This is a genomic window from Chryseobacterium sp. T16E-39 (assembly GCF_002216065.1).
Taxonomy (GTDB): domain Bacteria; phylum Bacteroidota; class Bacteroidia; order Flavobacteriales; family Weeksellaceae; genus Chryseobacterium.
Genome location: NZ_CP022282.1, coordinates 368,634 through 394,739, shown reverse-complemented (window position 1 = coordinate 394,739; position 26,106 = coordinate 368,634). Strand labels below are relative to the sequence as shown.

1 protein-coding gene is annotated in these 26,106 nt (G+C 39.4%); it reads right to left on the bottom strand.

Annotation, left to right across the window (positions count from 1 at the left end):
* Window positions 1-2 precede the first annotated feature (2 nt).
* Window positions 3-25,814: an SDR family NAD(P)-dependent oxidoreductase gene (locus tag CEY12_RS01620; protein WP_089026033.1), complete on the bottom strand. Its 25,812-nt coding sequence runs from the start codon at window positions 25,812-25,814 to the stop codon at window positions 3-5.
* Window positions 25,815-26,106: the final 292 nt, after the last annotated feature.

Here is a 26,106-nt window from a genome sequence, read left to right as displayed (position 1 = left end):
AATTAATTTTTATAAGCATGTAAAAGAGGATGTAGTTTTTGTTCATCCCGAACTTGTAATAAAGGCTGTACCTGAATGGTATGTTTTACGGGATCTTCCTCCTTTTTGGCAAACCAGTAGCTTTCCTTTGCAAAAGGATAAGATGGCAAACCAATGACGGATGGTTGAGTATCCTGATATAAAAGATCCCAATCGATAGCCACCCCTTTTATCCATAATTTGATCAGGGACTCGCTTTCCTTTTCCTGAAGAGCACTTTCCAGATAAGCTTTTCCTGCTTTTCCTTCCAGCATGAACCCTGAATCATCTTTTCGGACATTTCCGGTAAGCAATTCATCAAGTTGATGATTAAGATAATTGTTCAGTTGTGAGATCAGATCAGCCTTATTTGACGCTAAAAATGCTAAACGCTCTTCCATCGCCTCTCTACCCGTTTGTAAGGTATAAGCAAGGTCATAAAGATTGATTTCTGTTTGAGCTTCAACAAAGTCTTTCAGATCAGCAACCTTCTCCCGAAGCCTGTTTGCATTTTTAGCAGACAACAGAATAATCGCTGGTCCCGAAACTGGGTTAGAGACAGGTTGAGGGCTCACATATTCCTGTATAATAATATGCGCATTACTTCCTCCTGCACCGAAACTACTGATTCCGGCTATTCGTGCTTTATTATCCTGTGTTGACCATTCTTCCAGAGACTGCTGTACTCTGAACGGACTGTTTTCAAAATCAATATTAGGATTAAGTACCTCAGAGTGCAGAGAAGGAACCAGTTGACGGTGCTGCATTTGAAGCAATACCTTTGTTATTCCTGATATTCCTGCTGCTGATTCGCAATGTCCGATATTTGATTTTACCGAACCTACGCTGCAAAATTGTTTAGCCTCAGATTCGAATGCATTTTTTAGTCCGGTCAATTCTATAGGATCTCCTAAACTTGTTCCTGTTCCGTGTGCTTCGATATAGCTGAAATCTTCAGGCTGAATTCCTGCTTTTTTCATGGCCGCTTTAATGACCGCAGTCTGAGCTTTTGGATTCGGTACCGTATAGCCATTGGTTTTGCCACCATGATTTACTGCAGTGCCTTTAATAACACCATAAATACGATCCCCGTCTGCAATAGCACGGCTTAAAGGTTTTAGTAACACAGCACCAACTCCTTCACCAGGTACATAGCCTTCCCCTCCTTCTCCAAAACTCTCACATCGTCCTTTACTGGAAGCGAATCCGCCTTCACTTAAAATTAAAAATTTGTTCTGGTGCAGACTTAAATTGACTCCTCCTGCAACGGCCATTTCTATTTCTCCTGACTGTAAATCTTTACAAGCCATATGAATCGCCGTTAAAGAAGAAGAACACATCGTATCTACCGCCATACTCGGGCCATGGAAATTGAAGAAATAAGATACCCGGTTGGCAATACCACTTGGATTTCCCAATAAAGCGGTAGGATTTCCTTTTGCGGTTTCTTCTGCCCCGAATAACTGATATTCTTCGTACATCACCCCTACGTAAACGCCTACCTGACCTGGCATACCGCTTATTTCATTTACTTTCCCCTGGAGTTTGGCTTTTGTATATCCAGCATCTTCCATCGTTTCCCATACCGTTTGCAAGAAAAGTCTTTCCTGAGGATCCATGATTTCCGCTTCCCGTGGAGAGATATTAAAGAATAAAGGGTCGAAAAGATCAATGTCTTTCATAAATCCACCCCATTTACTATACGTTTTTCCTTCTTTTCCTTTTACAGGATCATAAAAATCACTGATCTTCCAACGGTCTTCCGGAATTTCTCTGATGCTGTCTTTTCCTGATTTCAGATTCTCCCAAAACTCATCCAGATTCTTAGCATCAGGATATTTTCCACTCAATCCAATGATTGCTATATCTTCTGATAATGCGGATGGTTTAGGAAGTTCTTTTTCAATAATTTCTTTTCGTTGATCTACTGCCTTATTTGATGCTGTAGATTGTATATTTTTTGCCTGGTCTGCGAAAACCACTTTCTTATGATCCACACTTGTTGCTGATCCAGTTAGCTTTACAAGTTCATTGCGATGGGTTTTCAGAAAATAAGAAACCAGTTCACCCAAGGTCTGACATTCAAAAAATACAGTTCGTGATACTTTACCTAGTTTCTCTTCCAGGAGATTGGTCAATCTTACGACTATTGTAGAATCGATACCAAAATCTTCAAAAGGAATATCCGGTTGTAATTTAGCTACAGGAATCTTTAAAGTTCCGGCTATCAAAGTACCCATATATTCTACGGATGCTTCATACAAATCGTCATCAACCTGAGCAACCGGAGTTTCTTTTACCATTTCTTTTTGAGGCAGTGAACTTCCTTTTTCTATTCCCAGTTTTTCAGGATCTCCATAGATGACAATTCCCTGATTAAAATTACTGTTCAACAAAGTTTCAAAGGCGTGAAGTCCATCTGCAGTCGGCATCGGCCATAAACCAAAGTGGTGTGCCATGTATTTTTCCTGTTCTGCAGTGATCTGCATTCCACCGTCTTTCCACAGCGGCCAGTTGATGCTTAATGTCTTTCCTGTTCTTTTTCCACGAAGACGTTCCATTTCACGGTGGGAAGCAAAATGATCCAACCACAAATTAGCTGATGCGTAATCCGACTGTCCTGTATTCCCAAATATTCCCGCTAATGATGAAAAATAAATCGTGAAATCCATATTTTCATTTTTAGTGGCCATATCTATATTTTCTGCCCCTTTTACTTTGGCAGAAAACACTTCTCTAACCTCGGCTGCAGTCTTATTGAGTATCAAACTATCCCGGGTTACCCCAGCACTATGAACAATTCCATTAATGCGACCATATTCATTTTTGATTTTTCCAATTAAAGCTGTTACCCTTCCCAAATCGGTAATATCACATCGTTCGTAAGTGGTGTTGGATAATTCTTTTAATCTTCCTTTTTGTGAAGTAGTAAGCTCACTTCTACCCACCAATATTACTTTTGTTCCTGAAATATGATTGAAATACTCTGCAAATAACAGCCCTAATCCGCCTGCACCTCCGGTGATCAGATAGACCCCGTTTTCCTTAATGGTTGCTTTTACCTCTTGATTTTCAGTTCCGTTTAAAGCTTTCAGCTTCTTTATTTCTCTTTTTCCAAGATGATAACGCACTTCAGCATCTGTATTCTCCTGTTCAGCTTGTAATATGCTTATTAATTCATCTAGTCCGTTAATCGACAGGTTTTCTACTTCAATCAATTTTGCTGCTGATACTAAACTTTCCTGCAATGCCGTTTTCAATAATCCTGAAAGAAAACTATACTCCATTCCTTCCCCGGCAGGATACACCAACTGAATCATTTGTCCCACAGGTTTTCTTTGCCGTATTTCATCAAGAACCTGAATAAAAGTTTCTTCCGGAGCACTTTCATGAAGAATTTTCACTTCACATTCCAGGCTCTCTTCCAGCTTCTCTGCTAATACTGCAGAACCGCCTGCCAGAAAAACTAATGGAGCAACTGATGAGTTTGTTCTTTTCGAATTGGATGTCTCTAAATCTGCTTCCTTCCATTCATTAGCATACAGGTGCAATCCAACACTATTCTCTAAAGTTTCCTTATTCTGACTTTTATTCTCATGAGTCGCAGAAGATGTATTGTTTCCGTTTTCCAGTGTTAAAACCACCAACTCTGTGAAACTGATCAGGACTTCTCCCTGTTGATTCAGCATTTCAATCTCATAACTGCTGGACTGTTTCCCTGAAGTATTTTTTCTTACATAACACCAGATTTCTTCTGATAAAGATTGATAGATATTAATTTCTCTCACACTGAATGGCAACATCAGCTTCTGGCTTTGATCAGAAAGACTGATCGCCATACAGGTCTGTAATGCACCATCCATCATTCCCGGAGATAAAGTGAATCCGGTTTCTGGACTAAGTTCAATTCTCGACAATGCAGACTCCCCATTATACCAAACCTCCTGAATTCCCTGGAAAGTTGTTCCATAATCCAGTCCAATGGATCTGAACAGTTCATAATATGCTGCTTTATCCATTTTTTTGATAAAGCTGTTTTGTAATTTATTGATGTTTTTGATCTGAGGAACTAAGCTGGAAACTGTTCCCATTATACCCTGTCCATGCAATTGCTTTTCATCCGGACCTGAGTAAATTTTATAAGTCCACTCATCCTGCAAAGCTTCAATAGCAATATTAAGTGTTACTTGCCCATCATGATTCTTTACAGGCTGTAGCCAGTTCACCTCCCTTAACTGAGCTATTGAAACCTCAGCTCCAAGTCGGCCTGCTACATGAGCCATTTCAAGGTAAGCGACTCCAGGCAGCACCTGTTCTCCATACACTTTATGATCTCTTAAAAAAGATTCATTTCCATTCAGTGTGCTGCTAAACAAGCAATTCTTTAAACTTGAATTATTCTGATGTAATAAAGGATGTGCAATGGCAGAGCTTGTAGCTATTTTCTGTTCAGATTTTAGCCAATATCTTTCTCTTGCGAAAGGATAATTAGGTAGCGTAACTTTACTAAACTTCGTTTCCTGATATAATACCTCCCATTGTACAGGGAATCCTTTTACCCAATATTCTCCTACTGCTGCCCACGATTGATTCGCCAAAGCATTTTGAATCGCAGATGTTTCAGAAGATTTGTTCACTTCTTTCTTATGCTGTCTGATATTTCCATTAAAATAAAACCCTCCTTTTCCAGTTGCAAAATCAGTAAGACGATTAACTAAATCTTCAATTGTTTTTGCAGGAACAGCCAATCTTTCTTCCATCGCTGATCTTCCGATCTGAAGGGTGTAAGCGATATTATATAAGCTGATCAACGGCTCATTTTTAATGTGTTTAACAAGCTGTTCAGCCTGTACAATCAATTGTTCACGGCTTTTGGCTGACAATACGATCAACACTTCTCCACCTTGCTTAATCTCTTCCTTTTCCTGAGGAATATATTCTTCAATAACCATGTGCGCATTGGTTCCACTAAAGCCAAAGCTACTGATCGCTGCCCTTCTTTTTGTATGAGCTGGTGTATTCCAAGCGGTCAATGTATCCTGTATTTTAAATGGACTTCCTTTAAAATTGATTAGCGGATTGGGTGTTTCATAATTAATGCTTGGTGGCAATTGTTTGTGTTTCATTGCCAAAAGCACTTTTAATACACTGGCCACTCCGGCAGCTTCCAACGCATGTCCGATATTAGTTTTCACACTACCCAGACTACAGAAATTTTGCTGATCAGTATATGCTTTGAATGATGCATTTAACGCTTCAAATTCTATAGGATCTCCCAATCCCGTACCTGTGCCATGAGCTTCCACATACGTTATGGTTTCCGGATTGATATTGAATTTTTCATACACCTCCTTTTCAAGTTCTTCCTGAGACAGCACACTTGGAGCAGTAATACCATTGGTCGTCCCGTCCTGGTTGGTCAAACTTCCTTTGATCACTCCATAGATACGGTCGTTATCTCTTTCTGCATCTGCCAATCTCTTTAGGACAACAACACCAACACCTTCTCCCATTACAAAGCCATTGGCCCTGCTGTCAAATGTGTAGCATCGTCCATCCGCAGACAGCATTCCTGCTCTCACTGCCATATCGTGCGAATGGGCAGAATTGATAATATTGACACCACCCGCTAACACAAGATCCGTATCTCCTCTTTGAAGACTGTTAAATCCAAGATCCATCGCCACCAGAGAGCTTGAACACGCTGTGTTGACTGCTATAGCAGGTCCTTTTAAATTAAGGAAATAAGAAATTCTTGACGCCAATATCGCACTTGAATTTCCCCAAAGTGCGGAAGGTAATGTTCCTTCTGTTCCGGCGATATAATCACTGTGTCCCGCTCCTGCATACACACCACATTTCAAGGATGAAAGAGAGTCTGCATCAATTCCTGCATCTTCAATTGCCTTCCAGCTATGCTCAAGAAATAAACGCTGCATAGGATCCATCATTTCTGCTTCAGAGCCTGAAAGTTTAAAGAATAGAGGATCAAAATAGTCCGGATTTTCCAAACAGCTTGCCCATCTTTTTTGTCCTTCAAAACTTCCCTGATCTTCTGTCCATTTCTCATGCTTAACCTCTTTGACAAGGCATTGTCCTTCTGCCAATACTTTCCAGTAAGCATCCAGATCATTAGCAGTTCCAAATTGTCCGCTGATTCCTATAATCGCAATTTCTGCTGATTGATCAAGATGAGTTGTAATTTTGTCTTCAACTGCATGACTTTTCTTTTCAGTAATGATAATTTTATCTGCAACAGCATACTGATGAACCTGAACCGGAGCCTGTAATTCTTCAGAGAAATTCTTTAACAGATAATCATTCATTAAAGTGATATTAGGATAACTGTATAAATCAGTTGCCTTAATGGTGATATTTAATTCAGAATTGATATTGTTGACCAATTCAACCCCAAGGATCGAATCAAAACCATAGTCTTTAAACTGGGTCGTGATATCAAAATCTTCTTCAGGCAATACAATCGTTGCTGCTGCGATCTGAATTAATTTTGCCATCAGCCAGCTGTTATCCTGGGCTGTTTCATATTTTACATCAGCAGGTTGAGTTTTTTCTTCGATGGTTATGTTTTCTGAAAAATTTTCAAATAATTGATGATCCTGTTCTTTTACGGCTACAACTGCGATCTTCTTTCCTTCCGGAATCCAGTAACGGTTGCGTGCAAAAGGATATACCGGCAAGCTGATTTTGGCAGGTTTCTGACCCGGATAACAAGTGGACCAATCTTTTAATGCTCCACTTAACCAATTTTCTGCCAATGAAATGGATGCTGTATTATTTTCTTCTGACTTGTAAACAGGAGCATTCAGATCCCTTTTTTCAGAAAGAAGGCTAATCAGATCTTTGGTATCAGTTGCTATAAATACTGCTTTTTCCTTCATCTTTTCACGTCCGTTTTGCAAAGTATAAGCGACATCATGGATGTCTAGCTGAGGATTCAATTCCAGATAATTCTTAAGATTGATGATCTGCTGCTGAAGTTGTTCCTTCGTTTTTGCTGATAATGGAATGATAGCATTGCTTTGAATCTTGTGAGCCGTTTTTGATGGCTGATATTCTTCAATAATAATGTGTGCATTCGCTCCTCCAAATCCAAAACTGCTGATTCCGGCTATTCTTGGCTTATTTCCTTCGGTAGCCCATTCTGTAGTTTCTTTCTGTAAACGGAATGGTGTATTTTCCATCTGTAAATAGGCATTGGGATTTTGTAAGTGCGGATTACCTGGCAGCATTTTATGCTTCATTGCCATCAATACTTTTGCTAATCCGGCCATTCCGGCTGCAGATTCAAGATGTCCGGCATTTGCTTTTACACTGCCAATACTGCAATACGCTTTTTGTGTCTGCTGAAGTCCTTTGTCTTCATATAATGTATTGAATGTAAGCTTAAGACCTTCAATTTCTATAGGATCACCCAGTGCTGTCCCCGTTCCATGTGCTTCTATGTAACTGATATCACGTGGATCTATATCTGAATTCCGGTATGCTTTTACCAGGAGATCTTTTTGTGCATTGGGATTTGGAGAGGTAAGCGTATTCGCTCTTCCACCATGGTTTTCAGCTGTTCCGCGGATCACTCCATAGATATGATCACCATCAGCTTCAGCCTTGCTTAAAGATTTCAGGATCACAATTCCGACTCCTTCTCCACGAACATAGCCATTGGCACGCTGATCAAAAGTTTTACATCTTCCATCTTCACTCAACATTCCTGCACTGCTGAAGGAAAGCGTCAGTTCCGGAGATAATATAGCATTTACCCCACCAGCAATCGCCATATCACAGTGTCCGTTTCTGATATGCTCTACACCGCGATGAATGGCAATCAATGCACTTGAACACGCTGTATCTACCGGCTCACTTGGTCCATGAATATCCAATAAATAGGAAATTCTGTTCACCAATATGGAATGAGCTGCGCCTGTAGAATATTGTGCCAGGCTCGTAAGATCAGTTCCATTATTCATTAGCATGGAATAATCCACCGCAGATACTCCAATAAAGGTTCCTGTATTGGTTCCCCTTAATGCTGAAGTGGCTACCCCTGCATCTTCCAAAGCGTGGTATACGGCTTCAAGAGCAATCCTTTGCTGAGGGTCCATTAAAGCAGCTTCTTTAGGGGAAATATTGAAAAACAAAGGATCAAACTTGTCGATATCGCTGATAAATCCACCCCATTTTGCTTTGGTTTTACCACTTTCTTTTTGAGGATCTCCGTAATATTCCTGCCAGCTCCATCGGTCTTCAGGGATTTCTGTGATCAGGTCTTCATTATTTTTAATTCTTTCCCAGAAAGTATTGATATCAGGTGATCCGGGAAAACGTCCACTGATTCCTATAATCGCAATTCCTTCTTCAACAGGCTTTTGAGGTACCTTTACTGGTGAACTGTTGTATTGTAAAGAATGTTGTCTGTTTTTACGTCCGGTAAACTGGTCAAATTGAACTGAATTTTGGTCTGAAGTAAATGCCTTTGAAGTACTTTCACTTTCTACTGCAAGGTTCGGATATTCTTTGATCAGGAATTCCGCAAATACTCCAATAGTCGGATGGTTGTAAAATACGGTCGGCATTAATTTCAGGTTGTAGAAATTATTCAAAGCAGTGGTAAACTGGGTCATTAAAAGGGAATCAAAACCATATTCTCCAAATTCTGTTTCCTGATCAACTGTAGAAACCTCCATTTTGAGAAGTTTTGCCACAATTTCCTTCACCTCTCTAACAATCTTTTCTGTAGCCGTTTTTGATCCACCTATCTTTTCTTCTGTATTTTTAGGAGATATTGAATCATTTTTTTGAATTGCTCCTCCAGTTAATGTATTACCTGTTGTTCTGGAAATCCCCTCTTCTTTACCGAAATAAATAGCGTACTGTCCTGATGGAGCTTTCAGAATCAGATCAAACATCTCAAGACCTGTCTCTGTTGGCATTGGCACCATCCCAAACTGATTTTCAAGATATTTTTCCGCTGCCGGACTTACCTGCATTCCACCGGATTTCCACAGTGGCCAGTTTAGACTGATCGTTTTTCCAGATCGCTGACCTCGAGCAGCAGCTTCATTTCGGTATTCAACATAATGATCCAGATAGGTGTTAGCTGATGCGTAATCTGCTTGCCCAGCATTACCTGTCACTGCCGCAACAGATGAGAAAAGCATCATAAAGTCAAGAGGTTCACCTTTTGTTACTACATCTAATATCTGCGCTCCTTTAATTTTAGGATTGAGTACCTGTTGAATATGTTCCTCATTTTTATTTTGAATAAAACTATCTCTTAAAGTTCCGGCACTATGAATGATTCCATTCAATCCGTGATGGTTTTCCTTAATAGTTGTTAGCAATCTTTCTGTATCCTGATGATCTGTTATATCACATGGATAATACACTGTTCCCGGAATTTCAGACAGTAGTTTTTCTATCTCGTGATCCGCAGTTCTTCTGCCTGTCAGGATAATTTTTACATTTTTAGTCTGGCTTAAGTGCTTTGCAAAAATGCGTCCGAGACCACCGGCACCACCCGTAATAAGGTATACTCCATTTTCACGGATCGTCATTTGATCTACACCTATATTCTCTTTTACTAACGGTCTGAACTGTTTTGTTTTAAAAATACCTCGATCATAACGGATCTCAGCATTTTTTCCCACTCCATTTTTCAGTAATTCGGTCAGCAAATCAGGATCTAAACTATTCACACCGATGGTCTGGCCTGTCACTCCAGGATTTTCCTGAACTGCTGTTTTTAACAAACCGGTAATAAATCCTGCCTGTGGATACTGATGATTTGGGTAAACCACAGTGATATGCATTGAAGTATTTTTCTTCAAATTGCCTTTCAGCTGTTCAAGTACCGTGGTAAAATAGCTTACCGGCTGATCAATTGCGATGGCTTGTACTGAGATTCCCAATCTTTCTTTTAATTCTTCTGCTAAAGAATCAGTCCCTCCGGCAAGCCAGATAAATTGTTTTTCAGTTTCCCGTATCTGTGGATTTTCTAGGGAAGTCTCTTCCCAAACGGGTTGGTAGATAAATGTATCTGTATCTTTTTTAACCGTTTTTGTTGGTTTAAATCCATCTAACGGAAGCGCTACGAAGTTTCGGAAGCTCACTAAAACAACACCATGATCATTGATCAGATCTATATCATACGCAGCCAGCTTATCTTCTGATTTGGTTTGCTCATTTTTACGTGCATACGCCCACAATGATTGTCCCTCCAGTGTTTGATAGCAGCTCATCTCTCCCATAAAATAAGGAAGTGCCAATGAGTATGTTTCGTCAGCAAGTTGCTGGAAACCATAAATAGTGTGGAGCATACTATCGAGAATTCCCGGTGTATACATAAAGCCCTCAAGGCTCGTAAGGTTAATTTTAGCTAAACAGCCATGGTCATTAGCATACATCTTTTGAACTCCCTGATACGTAGTTCCGAGATCAAGTCCTGCCGCCAAAAATTCATTATACATTCCTTTGCCATCCAATACTTTATTGGCTTTTGCTTTCAAAGCATTGATGTCCATATTTTCTGGCTGAATCAGCTTATCAGTTAATATCTGACCATTACCATGTACCACTTCTCCATCGCTGTAGACCTCATAACACAACTGATCACCATCCCTATAAATCCCGGTTGAGATCTTTGCATAATCTTCTACGATAGAAATCGGATTGACCCAACTGATATTTCTTAGCTGTGTTACCTGTTGACCTGTACTCAATGTTCCGGCAATTCTTGCCAGTTCGAGATAGGCGACTCCCGGCAGCACCTTTTCGTTTCTTACTTTATGATCGTTAAGAAAAACTTCTTCACCTGTGAAAATGCTGGTATATTTCTGTTCATTTAAATCTGATTCATTCATGTGCAGTAATGGATGAATTCTGGTATTGGCCATTGTTTTTAGCAGGAATGAACTGACAGGGATCCAGTATCTGTTTTTAGTAAACGGATAAACCGGTAAATTGATTTTCGAAGGACGTCCATTGGTATATAATAAGTTCCAGTCTACAGATGCACCTTTCGCCCATAGACCTGCCAATGAAATGAGATCTTTATTTTCAATAGCAAGACTGATATAGGTATTTCCTGAACCGGTCTTATCTTGTTTTATGTTTCCTGTAAATCCATGTTCTGAACCTTCTGAAAGATAGTTTGTCAGCTTACTCATCAGTTCGATTTTATTCGATACAACCAGAGCCAGTCTTTCTTCCATTTCATCCCTTCCCGTCTGCAGGGTATAGGCGATATCAGAAAGGTTCGCTTCAGGATTTTTTTGAACAAAATCTAAAAGATTGCTCGCCTGCTGCTTCAGATTATCTTTAGTTTTTGCAGAAAGTATAATGATGGCCTGACTGTCTTCCTGATAAGGAGTTGTCAGATCCGGTCGGTATTCTTCAATGACAATATGTGAATTGGCACCTCCGAATCCGAAACTACTGATCCCAGCAATTTTCGGACGATCATCGGAAGTGATCCACGGACCTGTCTCTTTTCTCAGCTCGAAGATACTTCCATTTAATTTCAGGTATTCATTAGGATTTTTTAAATGCGGATTACCCGGCAATGTATTATTCTTCATACACAGCAGTACTTTAATGGTACTTGCAATACCTGCTGCAGATTCCAGGTGTCCGATATTGGTTTTTACACTTCCGATACTGCAGTGAGGTTCTGTAGGCTGCTGAAGTCCTTTATCTTTATATAAATCTTTAAAAGCAAGTTTCAATCCTTCTGCTTCAATTGGATCTCCCAGAGGTGTTCCGGTACCGTGAGCTTCAATATAACTCACATCACGCGGATCGATTCCCGCACTGCGATAGGCATGCAGTAAAAGATCTCTTTGGGCAATCGGGTTAGGTGAAGTTAAGGTGTTTGCTCTTCCGCCATGGTTTTCTGCAGTACTTCTGATCACCGCATGAATAGGATCACCATCTGCAATAGCTTGTTGCAATGATTTAAGAACGATAATTCCTACTCCTTCTCCTCTTACATATCCATTAGCACTTTGGTCAAAAGTTTTACATCTTCCATCTTTGCTCAACATTCCTGACTGGCTGAAAGAAAGGGTCAATTCTGGAGATAACAATGCATTTACTCCTCCGGCAATGGCCATATTACACATTCCGTTTCTGATATTTTCAACAGCTCGGTGAATGGCAATCAATGAACTTGAACAGGCAGTATCTACCGGTTCACTCGGTCCGTTGATATCCAGTAAATAGGAAATCCTGTTCACCATCATGGAATGTACAGAACCTGTAGTGGTATGCATTTGCCCCGCTAAATCGGTTTCATGGCGAAGGCGTATCAAATAGTCAGACGCAGAAACCCCTATAAATATTCCGGTATTGGTTCCTTTAATGCTTTCTGTTGCAATTCCACCATCTTCCAGCGCCTCGTATACTGCTTCCATGAGAATACGTTGTTGCGGATCCATCAATTCAGCTTCCATTGGAGAAATACTGAAAAAAGCAGGGTCAAACTTATCAATATCTGTCAGAAAACCTCCCCATTTGGATCGGGTTTTATTTTTTTCCGTTAAAGGATCTCCGTCATATTTTTTCCAGTCCCATCGGTCCGCGGGAACCTCTGTGATCAGGTCTTTATTTTCACTGATATTTTTCCAGAATGTGTCCAGATCCGGTGATCCCGGAAAGCGGCCACTCATCCCAATAATGGCAATGGGTTCATTGGCCGATTGTGGCTTTGGTTTGTAAGGATTGAACTGTTTTACAGGCGTTGCAACCGTTGTTGAAAAAGCACTCTTTTTTATGGTAATTTTTTCAACCGGCTTAACAGTTAGAGCAGCTGGAGCTTCTCCGTGCAATGCATTGAGGGCTTCCGTATATTCTTCTGTCATAAACGCAGCCAGCTTATTGATGGTTGCATAATTATAAAATACGGTTGGCATCAGATCCAGATCATAGTAACCGTTGAGCTCATTGTTGAAACGGGTTAATAAAATGGAATCAAATCCATAATCTCCGAACTTTTTATCATTTTCAATTTCAGCAGGTTCCATTCTGACTAATTCAGCAACGATACCTACGATCTTATCGGTCACTTTTTTCTTTAGCAGACTCGCCTCGACCGGAACTACAGTCATTTGTTCTTCAACCGATTCTTCAACAACTTCGTCAATATTATCTTCCTCTCCATTGGTTTCAAGACCATCCAGGGGAAGTGCTACAAAATCTTTAAAGCTGATCAATAGATCTCCTTCATTACTCAGAAGATCCAGATCATAGGTAACAACCTGATCACTTTCTTTATAATTTTCACTTTTTCTGGCATATCCCCACAATGCCGAAGCATCTGTTATAGGCTGATAAAAATGAACTTCGCGTACAAAATAAGGAAGTTCCAATTTGTATGCTTCGCCTCCTGCAATAACCAATCCATAAATGGTATGTAAGAGACTATCCATAATACCCGGCGTGTACATACAACCTTCCAGTTCATCAAAACTGATGGCTGATAAAGCAATACCTTCTCCTACGTGAATTTGCTTAACTCCTCTGAAGCTCTTTCCAAGATTCAATCCGTTTGCTTTGAAATTTTGATAAATTTCTGCTCCCGGAATCACCTTTGTGCAAGCCGCTTTCATCATTTCCAGATCAAATCTTCCAGCAGGTTCTGTTTTACCCGTAATGATCTGACCGTTTCCATAAAGAAGCTGGTTATTTTTCTGATTGTAAATTTTGTAATTAACAGCTGCTTGTTCCGGATCCAGTGCAATGGCAATTGAGACTGTTCCATTTTCCAGCTTTAGAGGGTTCAGCCAGCTCACATTCTTCAACCTGACAACCTCTTTTTGAGAACTCAAAGCTCCTGCAGCCCTAGCTATTTCCAGATAAGCTACTCCGGGCAGTATTTTCTCATCCCTTACGATATGGTCGTCAAGAAAAGATTCGGTTCCGTTATATACTGCTGCGTATTGTTGTTGCTTATCATTAGATTCATTGGTATGTAACAATGGATGCAGATGATTTTCTGCTATTTGGGTATGCAGTACTTTTTTAGGGGAATCCGGGATCCAGTACCGTTGTCTGGCAAAAGGATATACAGGCAGACTTATGCGCTTCGGTAAAGTATCTGGGTATAATAACTTCCAGTCGATATCAATTCCTTTTACCCACAGTTGAGCAAGACTTTTGATTTCATTATTTTTGAAAGCAGTTTCTACATAAGCTTTTCCTGCCGTTCCCTCCAGAAGGAAGCCGATCTGTTCCTGATTGGTATTTCCCTGGTAGAATCCAAAGCTATTACCATTGGTATAATTTTCCAACTGAGTCAATAAGTCCTCCTGGCTTTCTGCAATCCATGCAAGACGTTCTTCCATGGCTTCACGTCCTGACTGTAAAGTAAAGGCAAGCTCATGCAGGTCCGTTTCAGGGTGCCTCTGTAAGAAGACTTTCAGTTGCAATGCCCTGGCTTTTAATCGGTCGGCATTTTTTGCAGATAGTAAAATAACGGCAGGTTGTCCTTTTACAATTGCTTTTCTTATACCAGGAATATATTCTTCGATAATTAAATGGGCATTAGCTCCTCCAAAACCAAAACTGCTGATTCCGGCAATTCTTGATTTGTTACCAGAAACCTTCCAGTCGGTTGTATTTTGCTGTAACCTGAATGGACTTCCATCCAGATTTAAATATGGGTTGGTCTGAATTAAATGAGGATTTCCAGGTAATGTTTTATGTTTCATTGCCAGGATTACCTTCATCACTCCTGCAATTCCTGCAGCAGCCTCCAGGTGTCCGATGTTTGTTTTTACACTTCCGATACTGCAGTATGCAGCTTCTGTTGGGGCTTGATTTCTTTGCTTATATAAAGTATTAAAGGCAAGCTTCAATCCTTCTATTTCAATCGGATCTCCTAGTGGAGTTCCTGTTCCGTGGGCTTCTATATAACTTACATCCGCCGGATTAATTCCTGCTCTGCTATACGCCTTAACCAGGAGCTCTTTTTGAGCATTTGGATTTGGAGAGGTCAGTGTATTGGCTTTTCCGCCATGATTTTCTGCACTTCCACGGATAATTCCGTAAATATGGTCTCCATCTGCTTCTGCCTGCTCCAATGATTTCAGGATAACAACTCCAACGCCTTCTCCACGTACATAGCCATTGGCACTTTCGTCAAAAGTTTTACAACGTCCGTCGGCACTTAGCATTCCGGATTCACTGAAAGAAAGAGTCAATTCCGGAGAAAGAAGTGCATTCACTCCCCCTGCAATTGCGATCGTGCTATCTCCGTTTCTAATATGGGCTACTGCACGGTGAATCGCAATCAATGAGCTTGAACAAGCAGTATCCACAGGTTCACTTGCTCCACGGATATCCAATAAATAAGATATTCTGTTGACCAGGATAGAATGTACTGATCCAGTTGCATAATGTCCCTGTCCCGTTAAATCAGACTGGTTATTCACTAACATGGAATAGTCAGACGTGGAAACTCCAATAAAGATACTGGTGTCAGTTCCTCTGATCTTATCCGGTGCAATTGCTGCATCTTCCAATGCCTGATATACGGCCTCCAGAGTGATCCGCTGTTGTGGATCCATCAATTCTGCTTCACGTGGCGAGATATTAAAAAATAAAGGATCAAATTTATCAATGTCAGAGATCAAGCCACCCCATTTTGCTTTGGTCTTATTTTTCTCTTTTAAAGGATCTCCATAATAGGCTTTCCAGTCCCAACGGTCCGGTGTCATTTCAGTGATCAGATCTTTATTCTCACTGATGTTTTTCCAGAAAGCATCTAAATCATCTGACCCAGGAAAACGTCCACTGATCCCGATAATAGCAACTGCTTTTTGTGTTGTATGGGTACTGTTACTGATACTATTCCCAGCTGTTTTTGGTATTGCAGAACGACCTTCATTATTAAATGCAACTCTTTTTTGCGTAATCATTACAGGCTGAACCTCTTCCGATTTTGCGGCAACAGATGAGCTGTGCTTTTGAGTTACTGCTTCATGATGTTCTTCAATTAAAAAATCTTTAAGATCATTGATTGTTGGATAATTATAAAAAACAGTTGGTAGTACTGTAAGCTCATAGAATGTATTTAACTGGCGGGCAAATTTTGTTAATGACACAGATTCAAAACCATAATCACCAAATGCCTTATCTTTTTTAATAGCAGCAGGATTTAGCTTTAATAGCACGGCTACTATTTCGATTATTTTACCTGAAACTTTTTCTGCCAGTTCAGAAGTATCAATAGCTAGATGAGCTTCTTTTGGTACAAAAACTTTAATCATTTCCACCTTTGGAGCATCTGTATTTTCATAAGTAACCAGAATTTCTCCTTCCGCATTTTTTAGTAAAGTATCAAAAGCTTTTATGCCATCTTCAGATGGAAGTGAGAGTGATCCTAATTGTCTTTCAAGATCCAGAACATCTTCATCATTCACTTTCATTCCGCCTTCTTTCCATAATGTCCAGCAGATACTTAAAGTTTTACCATTTGATTTTCTTCCTGATCTTTCTGCATTACGGTATGCCGCATACGTATTCATATAAGCATTGGCTGCAGCATAATCAGCCTGTCCGGCATTTCCTTTAATACTCGTTATAGAAGAGAAGAATACCATAAAATCCAATGGCTGATCTTTAGTCGCTTCATCGATATTTTTTGTTCCTTCTACTTTAGGAGCAAAAACCTCATCTACTTGTAAAGATGTTTTGTTGATGATATAGCTATCTCTGAGAACACCTGCACTATGAATAATTCCATTGAGTGGACCATATTCCTGATTAACAAGTTGTACCAATTTCTGGGTTTCTTCAAAGTTGCTTAGATCACAATGATGATACACAGCACCCGGTATTTCAGATAATGAAGTTTTAATGGTTTCAGACCATACACTTCTGCCTGTCAGTACCAGCGTAATATTATTTTTAGTACAAATATGTTCAGCGATCTTCAAGCCTAATCCACCTGCACCACCGGTTAAAAGATAAACACCTCCTTTTTTAAAGGTTATTCCCTCCGTACTTTGTGAATCGAAAGTTACCAGTACAGATTTTTTCACTGACCTTACACCTCCGGTGTAGGATACCTCAACATCTTTATTATTTTGCTCAGCCTCAATGATTGCTGTGAGTTCTTCAAGGTTCTTTACTGATAAATAGTCTACAGCAATTACTTTTCCTGTAATTTCAGGGTGTTCAAGATGAGCTGTTTTAAGCAATCCGGATATAAATCCATATTCGGAATAATCGCTGGTCTGACAAACAACTGTGATTTGAGTATGGCCTTTCTCCTTGACTTTCTCTTTTATTTTAGATAATGCAGAATTGAAAAAAGCAGTTTGTTTTTCCTGGTTTACAGCTATAACCTCCTGTCCGAGTCCTTCCTGCAGCTTGTCGCACAAATCAATAGCGCCGCCTGCAATAAGAATGATCTGATTGGTTGTTTCAAGCTGTTCTGAAACAAGAGCTTCTTCTTTCCATTCCTGCTGATAATAAGTTACTTTTCCTTCTTTATGCAAAGAAGTCTTACTTCCTGATTGATCAGATTCTTCACGATCCAAAGGCAGGAAAATAAAGTCTTTAAAGGATAATAGTATTTCTCCGTTTTCATTTAGTAAATAAAAATCAGCAGTTACCGTTCGGTGGTTATCCTTACCTTCTTTTCGTACCGCATAACCCCAAAGCTCCTGAGCTTCTTCAATTCCTTTGTAGAAATTAATTTCTCCGGCATAAAAAGGTAATACCAATGAATAAGAATCCATTAAACCATACACCGCGTGAAGAAGGCTATCCATGATACAAGGAGGATATACACAACCTTCATTATTCACCAGCTTTATTTTTGATAAAGCATATTCTTCTGCAATATATAAGGTCTCTACCTGCTGGAAACTATTTTTAAGGTTTAATCCTTTCGAATCAAAAGCTTTATATAATTCTGATCCTGTGATTTCATTCACACAATCTTTCTTAAACTGCTGAATGTTCATCCTACCAGGAACCTCGATTACGGTATTGGAAAGTCTTCCATTGCTATGCGTTACCACAGCATCTCCGTTACTACTATATATTTCATAAGCTACCTCTTCCTGATCACGGTATAATCCAATGTGAAGCGTTTCTGATTGATGAACCCAGAAAGGATTGATCCAGCTCACCTCTTTAAGTTGGGTAACTTTTTGGTGTGTACTCAATTTACCTGCAGCTCTTGCCAATTCCAGATAGGCGACTCCCGGTAAAATCTTTTGATCGCGTACCTGATGATCTGCTAAGAATGATTCTTCACCACTAAAAGTGCTGCTGAATTTTTGTTGATCCAGGTCAGAGGTATTCTGGTGCACCAGAGGATGCAATGTTCTGTCAACGGTTTTTCCAGCTGGATTAAGTTTCTTGTCAGCTGTAGGAAGCCAGTAGCGTTCTCTCGCAAAAGGATAAGTTGGCAAGCTGATCTTGCGAAGCTGTTTTCCTGCATAAAGCAAATTCCAGTCGAATACAGATCCCTGTATCCATAGATCAGCAATACCATTCCAATTTGCTGTATTGATTTTGTTTTGTACTTCAGCAGATTTATCATCTGTTTTAGTTCCTATTTTGCATGTTCCTGTCTTATATGATGTACTTGTTTCCTTCTGAGCATCAGTATCTTTTAAAAAGCCATCCAGGACACCTATTAATGAAGGAATGTCATTTATCACAAAAGCTACCCTGCTTTCCATAGCTTCTCTTCCTGTTTGTAAAGTATAAGCGATATCAGGTAATGACAGACTGTTATCTTCTTCTAAACTATATTTTAAGTTATATACCTGTTCCTGAAGACGTTCTTCATTTTTAGCTGATAAGACAATGATCGTAGGATCTTGGTTTAATTCATTTTTAGAAGTCTGTTCCGGTAATCTGAATTCTTCAATGATAAGATGTGCATTACTTCCTCCGGCACCAAAAGAACTTAACATTGCTCTTAATGGTAATTCTTCAGACTGTCCGTTTTGATCAGTGATCATTGGTCTTTTCCATGGTGCTAAATTCTGAGGAACATAGAAAGGCGTATCTTCAAAACTGATATTCGGATTCAGGGTTGCAGAATGTATGGATGGTGCTACAAGTTGGTGTTTAAACTGTAATAATATTTTCGTCAGTCCTGCAATACCAGCTGCTGCCTCCAGATGTCCAATATTAGATTTTACAGAACCGATGGCACAGAATTGTTTATCATCTGTATATTCATCAAAAGCTTTGCAAAGACCTGTCATTTCAATAGGATCTCCTAAAGAAGTTCCTGTTCCGTGTGCTTCTACATAAGATATCGTACGTGGATCGATTCCTGTTTTTTGTAAAGCAGCCTGAATTAATTCCCCTTGTAAATTAGGACTAGGTACGGTATATCCATTAGTTCGGCCGTTATGATTAACGGTGGTTCCTTTAATTACCCCATAAATCTGATCGCCATCGGCAATTGCTTTTTCCAGAGGCTTAAGTAAAACAGCACCGATTCCTTCCCCAGGAACATATCCATCTCCAATCCCAAAACTTCTGCAACGGCCATCACTGGCTAAGAAATTATTCTGACTCAGGAATAAATATTTACTTAATGAAAGCGATAAGTTTACTCCCCCTGCAATACAGCTGTCAGACTCTCCGTTTCTGATGCTTTCACAAGCATAATGTAATGCTGTTAATGATGCAGAGCAAGCAGTGTCTATAGCCATACTTGGTCCCGTCCAGTTAAAGAAATATGAAACTCTGTTTGGAATACTATATAAAAGCCCACTCGGAGCGATAGGATTTCCTTTGGCCGTTTCTTCAATTCCAAGGTTAACGTACGGCTGCCATAATGCGCCTACAAAAACACCTACTTTTTTAGATTGTTCTGTAATTTTCTCACGGGTAATTCCAGCGTCTTCCAACGTTGACCAAACGACTTCTAAAAACAACCTTTCCTGAGGATCAATTTTCTCTGCTTCCCGTGGTGAGATATTAAAGAATTGCGGATCAAATTTATCTACATCATTGATGAATCCTCCCCAACGGGCATATAGCAGTCCATTTTCTCTATCTTCATCAAAATGTCCTTTATAATCAAAACGATCTTGTGGAATTTCTTCAATGCAGTCATCTCCTTTTTTCATCAACTCCCAGAAATCGGAAAGTGTATTTGATTTTGGATATTTTCCACTGACTCCAACGATCGCAATATCTTTGTTTGTACTTTTTTCCTCTGTATCGGCAACAGGTTCAATTTCTTCTATCCTTTCAGGTGTCGAATCGTTTTCTTCAACTTCACCTAAAAGATCTTTTAATACACCCGCATGCTTCTTCTGGAAATAACCAGCCAGTTCGTTGATATTTCGGTATTCAAAAAACAGGGTTTTAGATAAGTTCCCGAAAGTTTTTGCCAACAACCTGTTCAGATCAATGATCATTCTGGAATTAATTCCCAATTCTTCAAATGAAGTTTCAGCATCCATTTCTTCTTCTTCCAAACCAACTCCTTCATGTAGCAATGTTTTCAACAGATTCTCAATGCGTTCTATCGCAAGTTCACCACTTTCAGCAACTTTTACTTTTGGAGTTACTGATTGAGCTGATGCAACTGTATTGGTTGCATTGGTCGTCTCTTTAATTGAAAAACCATTAAGTTTAGCAATAATATTACCTTCGGGATCCACCACCTGGGCATCAAACTTTCTGATTCCACTTCTGGTTTTGTTAGCTTCATGAGCTACTGTATGTATATAGCATTCGGCAGGAATCTGACCTGTAAATACAATCTCATCTATGGCTACCGGAATGTATTTGGAGTTTTCTAAGCCATTTGGCTTATTATTAATAATAGCGGTCTGGAACACTCCTGTTAGCATACTCGGATGCAAAATATAATCCGGTAATGTTTCTGCAACATGTAAAGGCAGGATCAGGTGTCCTAAAGCCTCTTCTTTATTCGTCCATAACTCCTTCATCGGCATAAAAGAAGGTCCTACATGCAATCCTTCAGCGATGATTTGTTCGTAAACCGTTTCCCGGCTTATGTGTATGTTTAATTTTTCTTTGGCAGCATGAAGATCAAAAGTTCCCAGTTCACCCGGTTCTATAACAGTGTCCATATTCACATCCCCCATTGCATGTACTGTTTTTCGGCCATTCGTATCCTCACTGAATATCTCGTAAGCATATAATGAACCTTTGGGTACCATCTGAATATAGGCATTGATCGCTGGTCCTGCAGAAGACAACACTTCCGGCCAGTAATTATTGGATAGGCTGCATATTCTTTTACCAAGCAATGTGGCCGCCTGTCTTCCCATTTCAATATAACAGGCTCCAGGAACATTGTATTTTCCATCCACGACGTGATCCTGCATGAAAAATTCTTCATTGCTGTATCGTTTTCTAAACAGTAAGTTCTTTAAGTCTGATCGTTCTGCATCTACCAATGAAGTAGTTGTTATATAACTTTTTGCAGCGTCGTTTGCTAAAGATTCCATCACCTTTTCGGGATCAAAAGAAGGAATCTCTGTTGCAATATTAGCAGCAAGGTCTTTAATGGTATTATATTCAATCAATAAAACCGGATTGATTGTTGCACCCACATATTCGGTCAACTTTGCAGAAAGCTTTACCAGTCCTGAAGAATCTAATCCTAATTTATTAAAGCTATCTGTATCTGTTATCACTGAAGTTTTGGGTAGAATATCAGTAATCATGCTTCTAAGTACTGAAGAGAAATCACCTTTTTCAGACTCTCTGTTTTCAATATTAGCATGCTCGAATACGTGCTCAACACTAAGATGAGATTCTATTTTATTTGCAATTCCTTCGATCAATACTGCCTGTGTTGAAGTATTACCTGTGGTTAGTAATTTCAGGAAGCCTTTTAATGCATCTTCATTAAGCATCGGTTTCATACCGAATACCTGCCATAAATGTTCTCTTTCTTCGTCAGAAACCGTAATTCCACCACTTTCCCAAAGTGGCCAGTTAATGGCCAGACTGATTCCTTGATTCCCTTTTTCTATTTCCCTTCTGTTTCTGATCTCCATCATATGATCAAGGAAATTGTTCGCGGAAGCATAGTCACACTGTCCCTGATTAGGCATTAATGAAGCGATTGAAGAGAATACGATGAAGAAATCAAGCACCTCATTCTGAAGGCATTCATCTAAATTGATGGTTCCATATACTTTTGGAGTGATCACCCTTTCGAATGAATCTGCTTTTTTATTAATGATAAAAGAATCTTCAATCAGTCCTGCTGCGTGAATGATTCCATTAATGGTTTTAAATTTCTTTTTGATTTTGGAAATCGCTACTGATAATGCTCTTTTATCCGCTACATTGGCTCTGTAATATGCTGCATTTCCTCCAAGTTGTTGCAGCTGCTGAAGCTTATCTTCAATAGCTTCATTCTTTAAACTTCGGCCGATCAATACGATATTAGCCTTATAATGTTCCGCAAGATAAGACGCGAACACCATTCCTAAACCACCAGTACCACCAGTAATGATGTAGCAACCGTTTTCCTTTAGCAATAGTTCTGATGATTGGTTGTTCTGTTGTTTTACCGGAACTATAGTTCTCTCTTCTCTTCGTCCGTTACGATATATTACTTCTAACAGAGGTGCCATTACATAATGCATCATCTCCTGAATGATGATATCCTGATAAGAAGAGCTATCTTCTTCACTGATGCCAAGACTTAGAATAGAAATTCTAGGGTTCTCATAAGCCAGGGTTCTGGCAAATCCACCTGCCATTTGCTGTATAGCAGTTGATTTTTTATCGTTGTGATTGTAGGCAAAAAGCAATTTAATATTCCCGGAATATTCAGCAGTGATTAAGGCTTGCGACAAATACAATAATGCGTAAATATCCTGCATATTTTCAGCAACCAGCTCACCACGGCTCATGCTCCATCTGTAGATCAGGTTATCTGTAACAATTCCGTCTTCTGCAAGGTCTTTGGTCAGGTTCTTAAAAGATGCCGCATCCTTAGCATCAAGCTGATAAGTATACTGATCCTTTTTCTCATAAGAATCTCCCGGCAATATCAAAACCGTTGTTGCATAAGGCAGTTTTTCCTGTATGCTTTCTAATAAAGATGCATCCGTATCAAAAATAATAACAGAAGCAGGTCTTTCTGCATGGATTCCCAATGGTCTTTCTAACCAATCGGCTGTATAATGTAAGCTTTCTATCACAGGTTCAACCGTCTCTTCGATAGTTATGGATCCTGATTTATAAGCTCTTTTTACAAATTCATTGAACTCAAGGATCACATTGCCCTGTTCATCACACAAAAACATATCAAATGAAAATCTGTTTCCGCCCTGATAGGTATCTGATTTTTTAACATAGGCATAATGAGCATCAGCTAAATTACTGTAACAACGTACTGACTTCAGATAGAATGGTAACAATTGATGTTGATTTTCAACATTCCCCCAAATACATAGTCCTACTACAGTCTGAAAAACACCATCCAATAAAGACGGTTCCCAGACTTTTGAGGAAACCTGATTTTCTTTTAAAGTGGGTTTTAATATACATATCGCTTCATCAGCTGCAAAAAAACCTGTTGTGATTGTTTGAAAAGTTTCTTTATAAGCTAAGCCTTCTTTTTCAAATTCCTGATAAATTTCCGCTGCTGTTTTTTCAATGGAACAGCGTTGTTTTATTTTTTGTACGTCGATAGATCCTGCCGCAACTGTATTACTTTTCAGCAAGATGTTTCCATTGGAATGCACTCCTTCAGCAGTAGTTATTTCAAAGGAAAACCCAGTGTTTACCGGAATAAGCTTTATTTGTAATGGAACGTTTTCTTCATATACTTTTACGGAATGCATCCAGCATACATCATTCAATTCACTTACAGTTCGTCCACATGCCTTTTCTGCTACCGATCTTGCGATTTCCAGATAAGCAACACCCGGCATCATGCATTCACCTTTTACCACATGATCACGAATGAAATAATCAGTTGATTTCAAAAGTGTTTCATATTCCCATTGCTGCTGATCTTTGTTTGAAAATTGCATCAAAAGTGATCCGACTTCGTGAACTATTACCTGACTTGAAGCAGCAACTGAAACAGCCGCCCCATCCATCCAACATCTTCTTCTTTCAAATGGATAGCCTGGTAAAGAAATTCTTACCCCATCAGCTTGTTGATTTTCTGCATTGATATCGGTTTTTGCAATTTTTCCTGTTGAACTATATTCTTCCAATTGTGCAATAAGATCTTCTACATCAGAAACAGCAAAAACAGCTTTAGCAGCCATTGTATCTCTTCCGTTTTGTAGAGTAAATGCGATATCCTGTATGCGTAATTCTGTGCTGTTTTTCCTTATAAAGTCTGTAATTCTTTCAGCATATAATTTCAACTGTTTTTCTGTCCTTGCTGATAATGGGATTGTATAGTTTATTCTCTCTTCAGAATTAACTCTAACCTGTTCTCCTTCATAGGCCTGCAAGATGACGTGTGCATTAACCCCACCCATTCCAAAAGAACTTACTCCCGCAGACAAAGGGCCACTTTGAATACCTTTTTCAGAAGGCTTCCATTCCGTTGGTTGAGTAGAAATGGCGAAAGGACTGCCTTTTAAATCAATATATGGATTCAGTTTTTTATGATGCAGTATTCCTGGGATTTGCTGGTTTCGCATACAAAGCAATACTTTGATAAGTCCTGCAATACCTGCGGCACTTTCTAAGTGTCCAATATTGGTTTTCAGTGCGCCTAAAGTGCAATTGATATTTTCTTCTGCCCCATATTGGCTGAATACTTTTTTTAAAGCACTGATCTCAATAGGATCTCCTAAAGGGGTTGCTGTACCGTGTGCCTCTACATAGCTTACCTGTCCGGCTTCTAATTCTGCATCTTCTAGTGCAGCGTTAATGACTTCAGCCTGAGCACGAACACTTGGAGAAGTCAGTGAATTGGAACGTCCATTGTGATTCACCGCAGTTCCTTTGATCACTCCGATTATCGGATCGTTATCTGCTATTGCTGCTGCCAGTGGTTTTATAAAAATACATCCTACACCTTCACCACGAACATATCCGTCAGAACTTTCGTCAAATGTCTTGCATTTGCCCTCCGATGAAAGCATTCCTGATTTTCCATGAGACAGATACATGGTAGGCGTGATCAATGCATTAACTCCTCCCACCAATGCAGATTCACAATTCCCAGCACGGATATCCCTAATGGCATTATGTAATGCTACCAAAGAGCTTGAGCAAGCCGTATCTACTACTTCACTTTTTCCTCTGATATCTAAAAAGAAAGAAACTCTGTTAGCTAATATAGAATGTACTGTCCCTGTAGAAACAAATGAACTGATTTCCTGATGAGTAGACTGAAGCATTTCTGCATAATCGTTTTTAGATACTCCGACATATACTCCGACTTTTTTACCGGACAAACTTTCGGTACTATACCCTGCATCTTCAACCGCATGCCAGGCAGATTCTAAAAAGATTCTATGTTGAGGATCAATATATTTTGCTTCTTTCGGCGATATATTAAAGAATAAAGGATCAAATTTATCCATGTCTTCAATAAATCCTCCCCATTTACTATTGGTTTTAGGTGTATCCGAAGCAGGATCACCATAGTATTCTCGCCAATCCCATCGGGATTCAGGAATCTCCGTTACACTGAAGGTTCCGTTTATAAGGTTGTTCCAGAAATCATGATAGTTATCCGCTCCGGGAAACCTGCATGACATTCCGATAACGGCAATATCTTTACTGTTCAGCTGGTTTTCCAGCTGAAGATTAGTTTTTGAAAAATCTTCCATGTTTATATATTTAAAAAATAGAAATGAGGGATCCTGCCCAATATGATTTTGCAATCACTGGGTCTTGTCAGAATAGTCTCACATTAAATGTATTCTATAGTGTATTTAGCAGTAGATGATCAATGCCTTTTTATACTAAATATGATGGAAGATTCAATTAGGTCAGTAAACGAGAATAAGTTCAGGTTAGGATTGAGAACTTCACTCATCCTGAACAGGTGTTTAATTTTTTTTTGTGTAGGCACATTTTTCATAGAAATTTAATTTTTGTTCATTTAGTTTTAACATACAA

Bases quoted from the DNA above. Each gene is read 5' to 3' on its own strand.
- CEY12_RS01620 (WP_089026033.1), bottom strand. From the start codon at position 25,814: ATGGAAGATTTTTCAAAAACTAATCTTCAGCTGGAAAACCAGCTGAAC.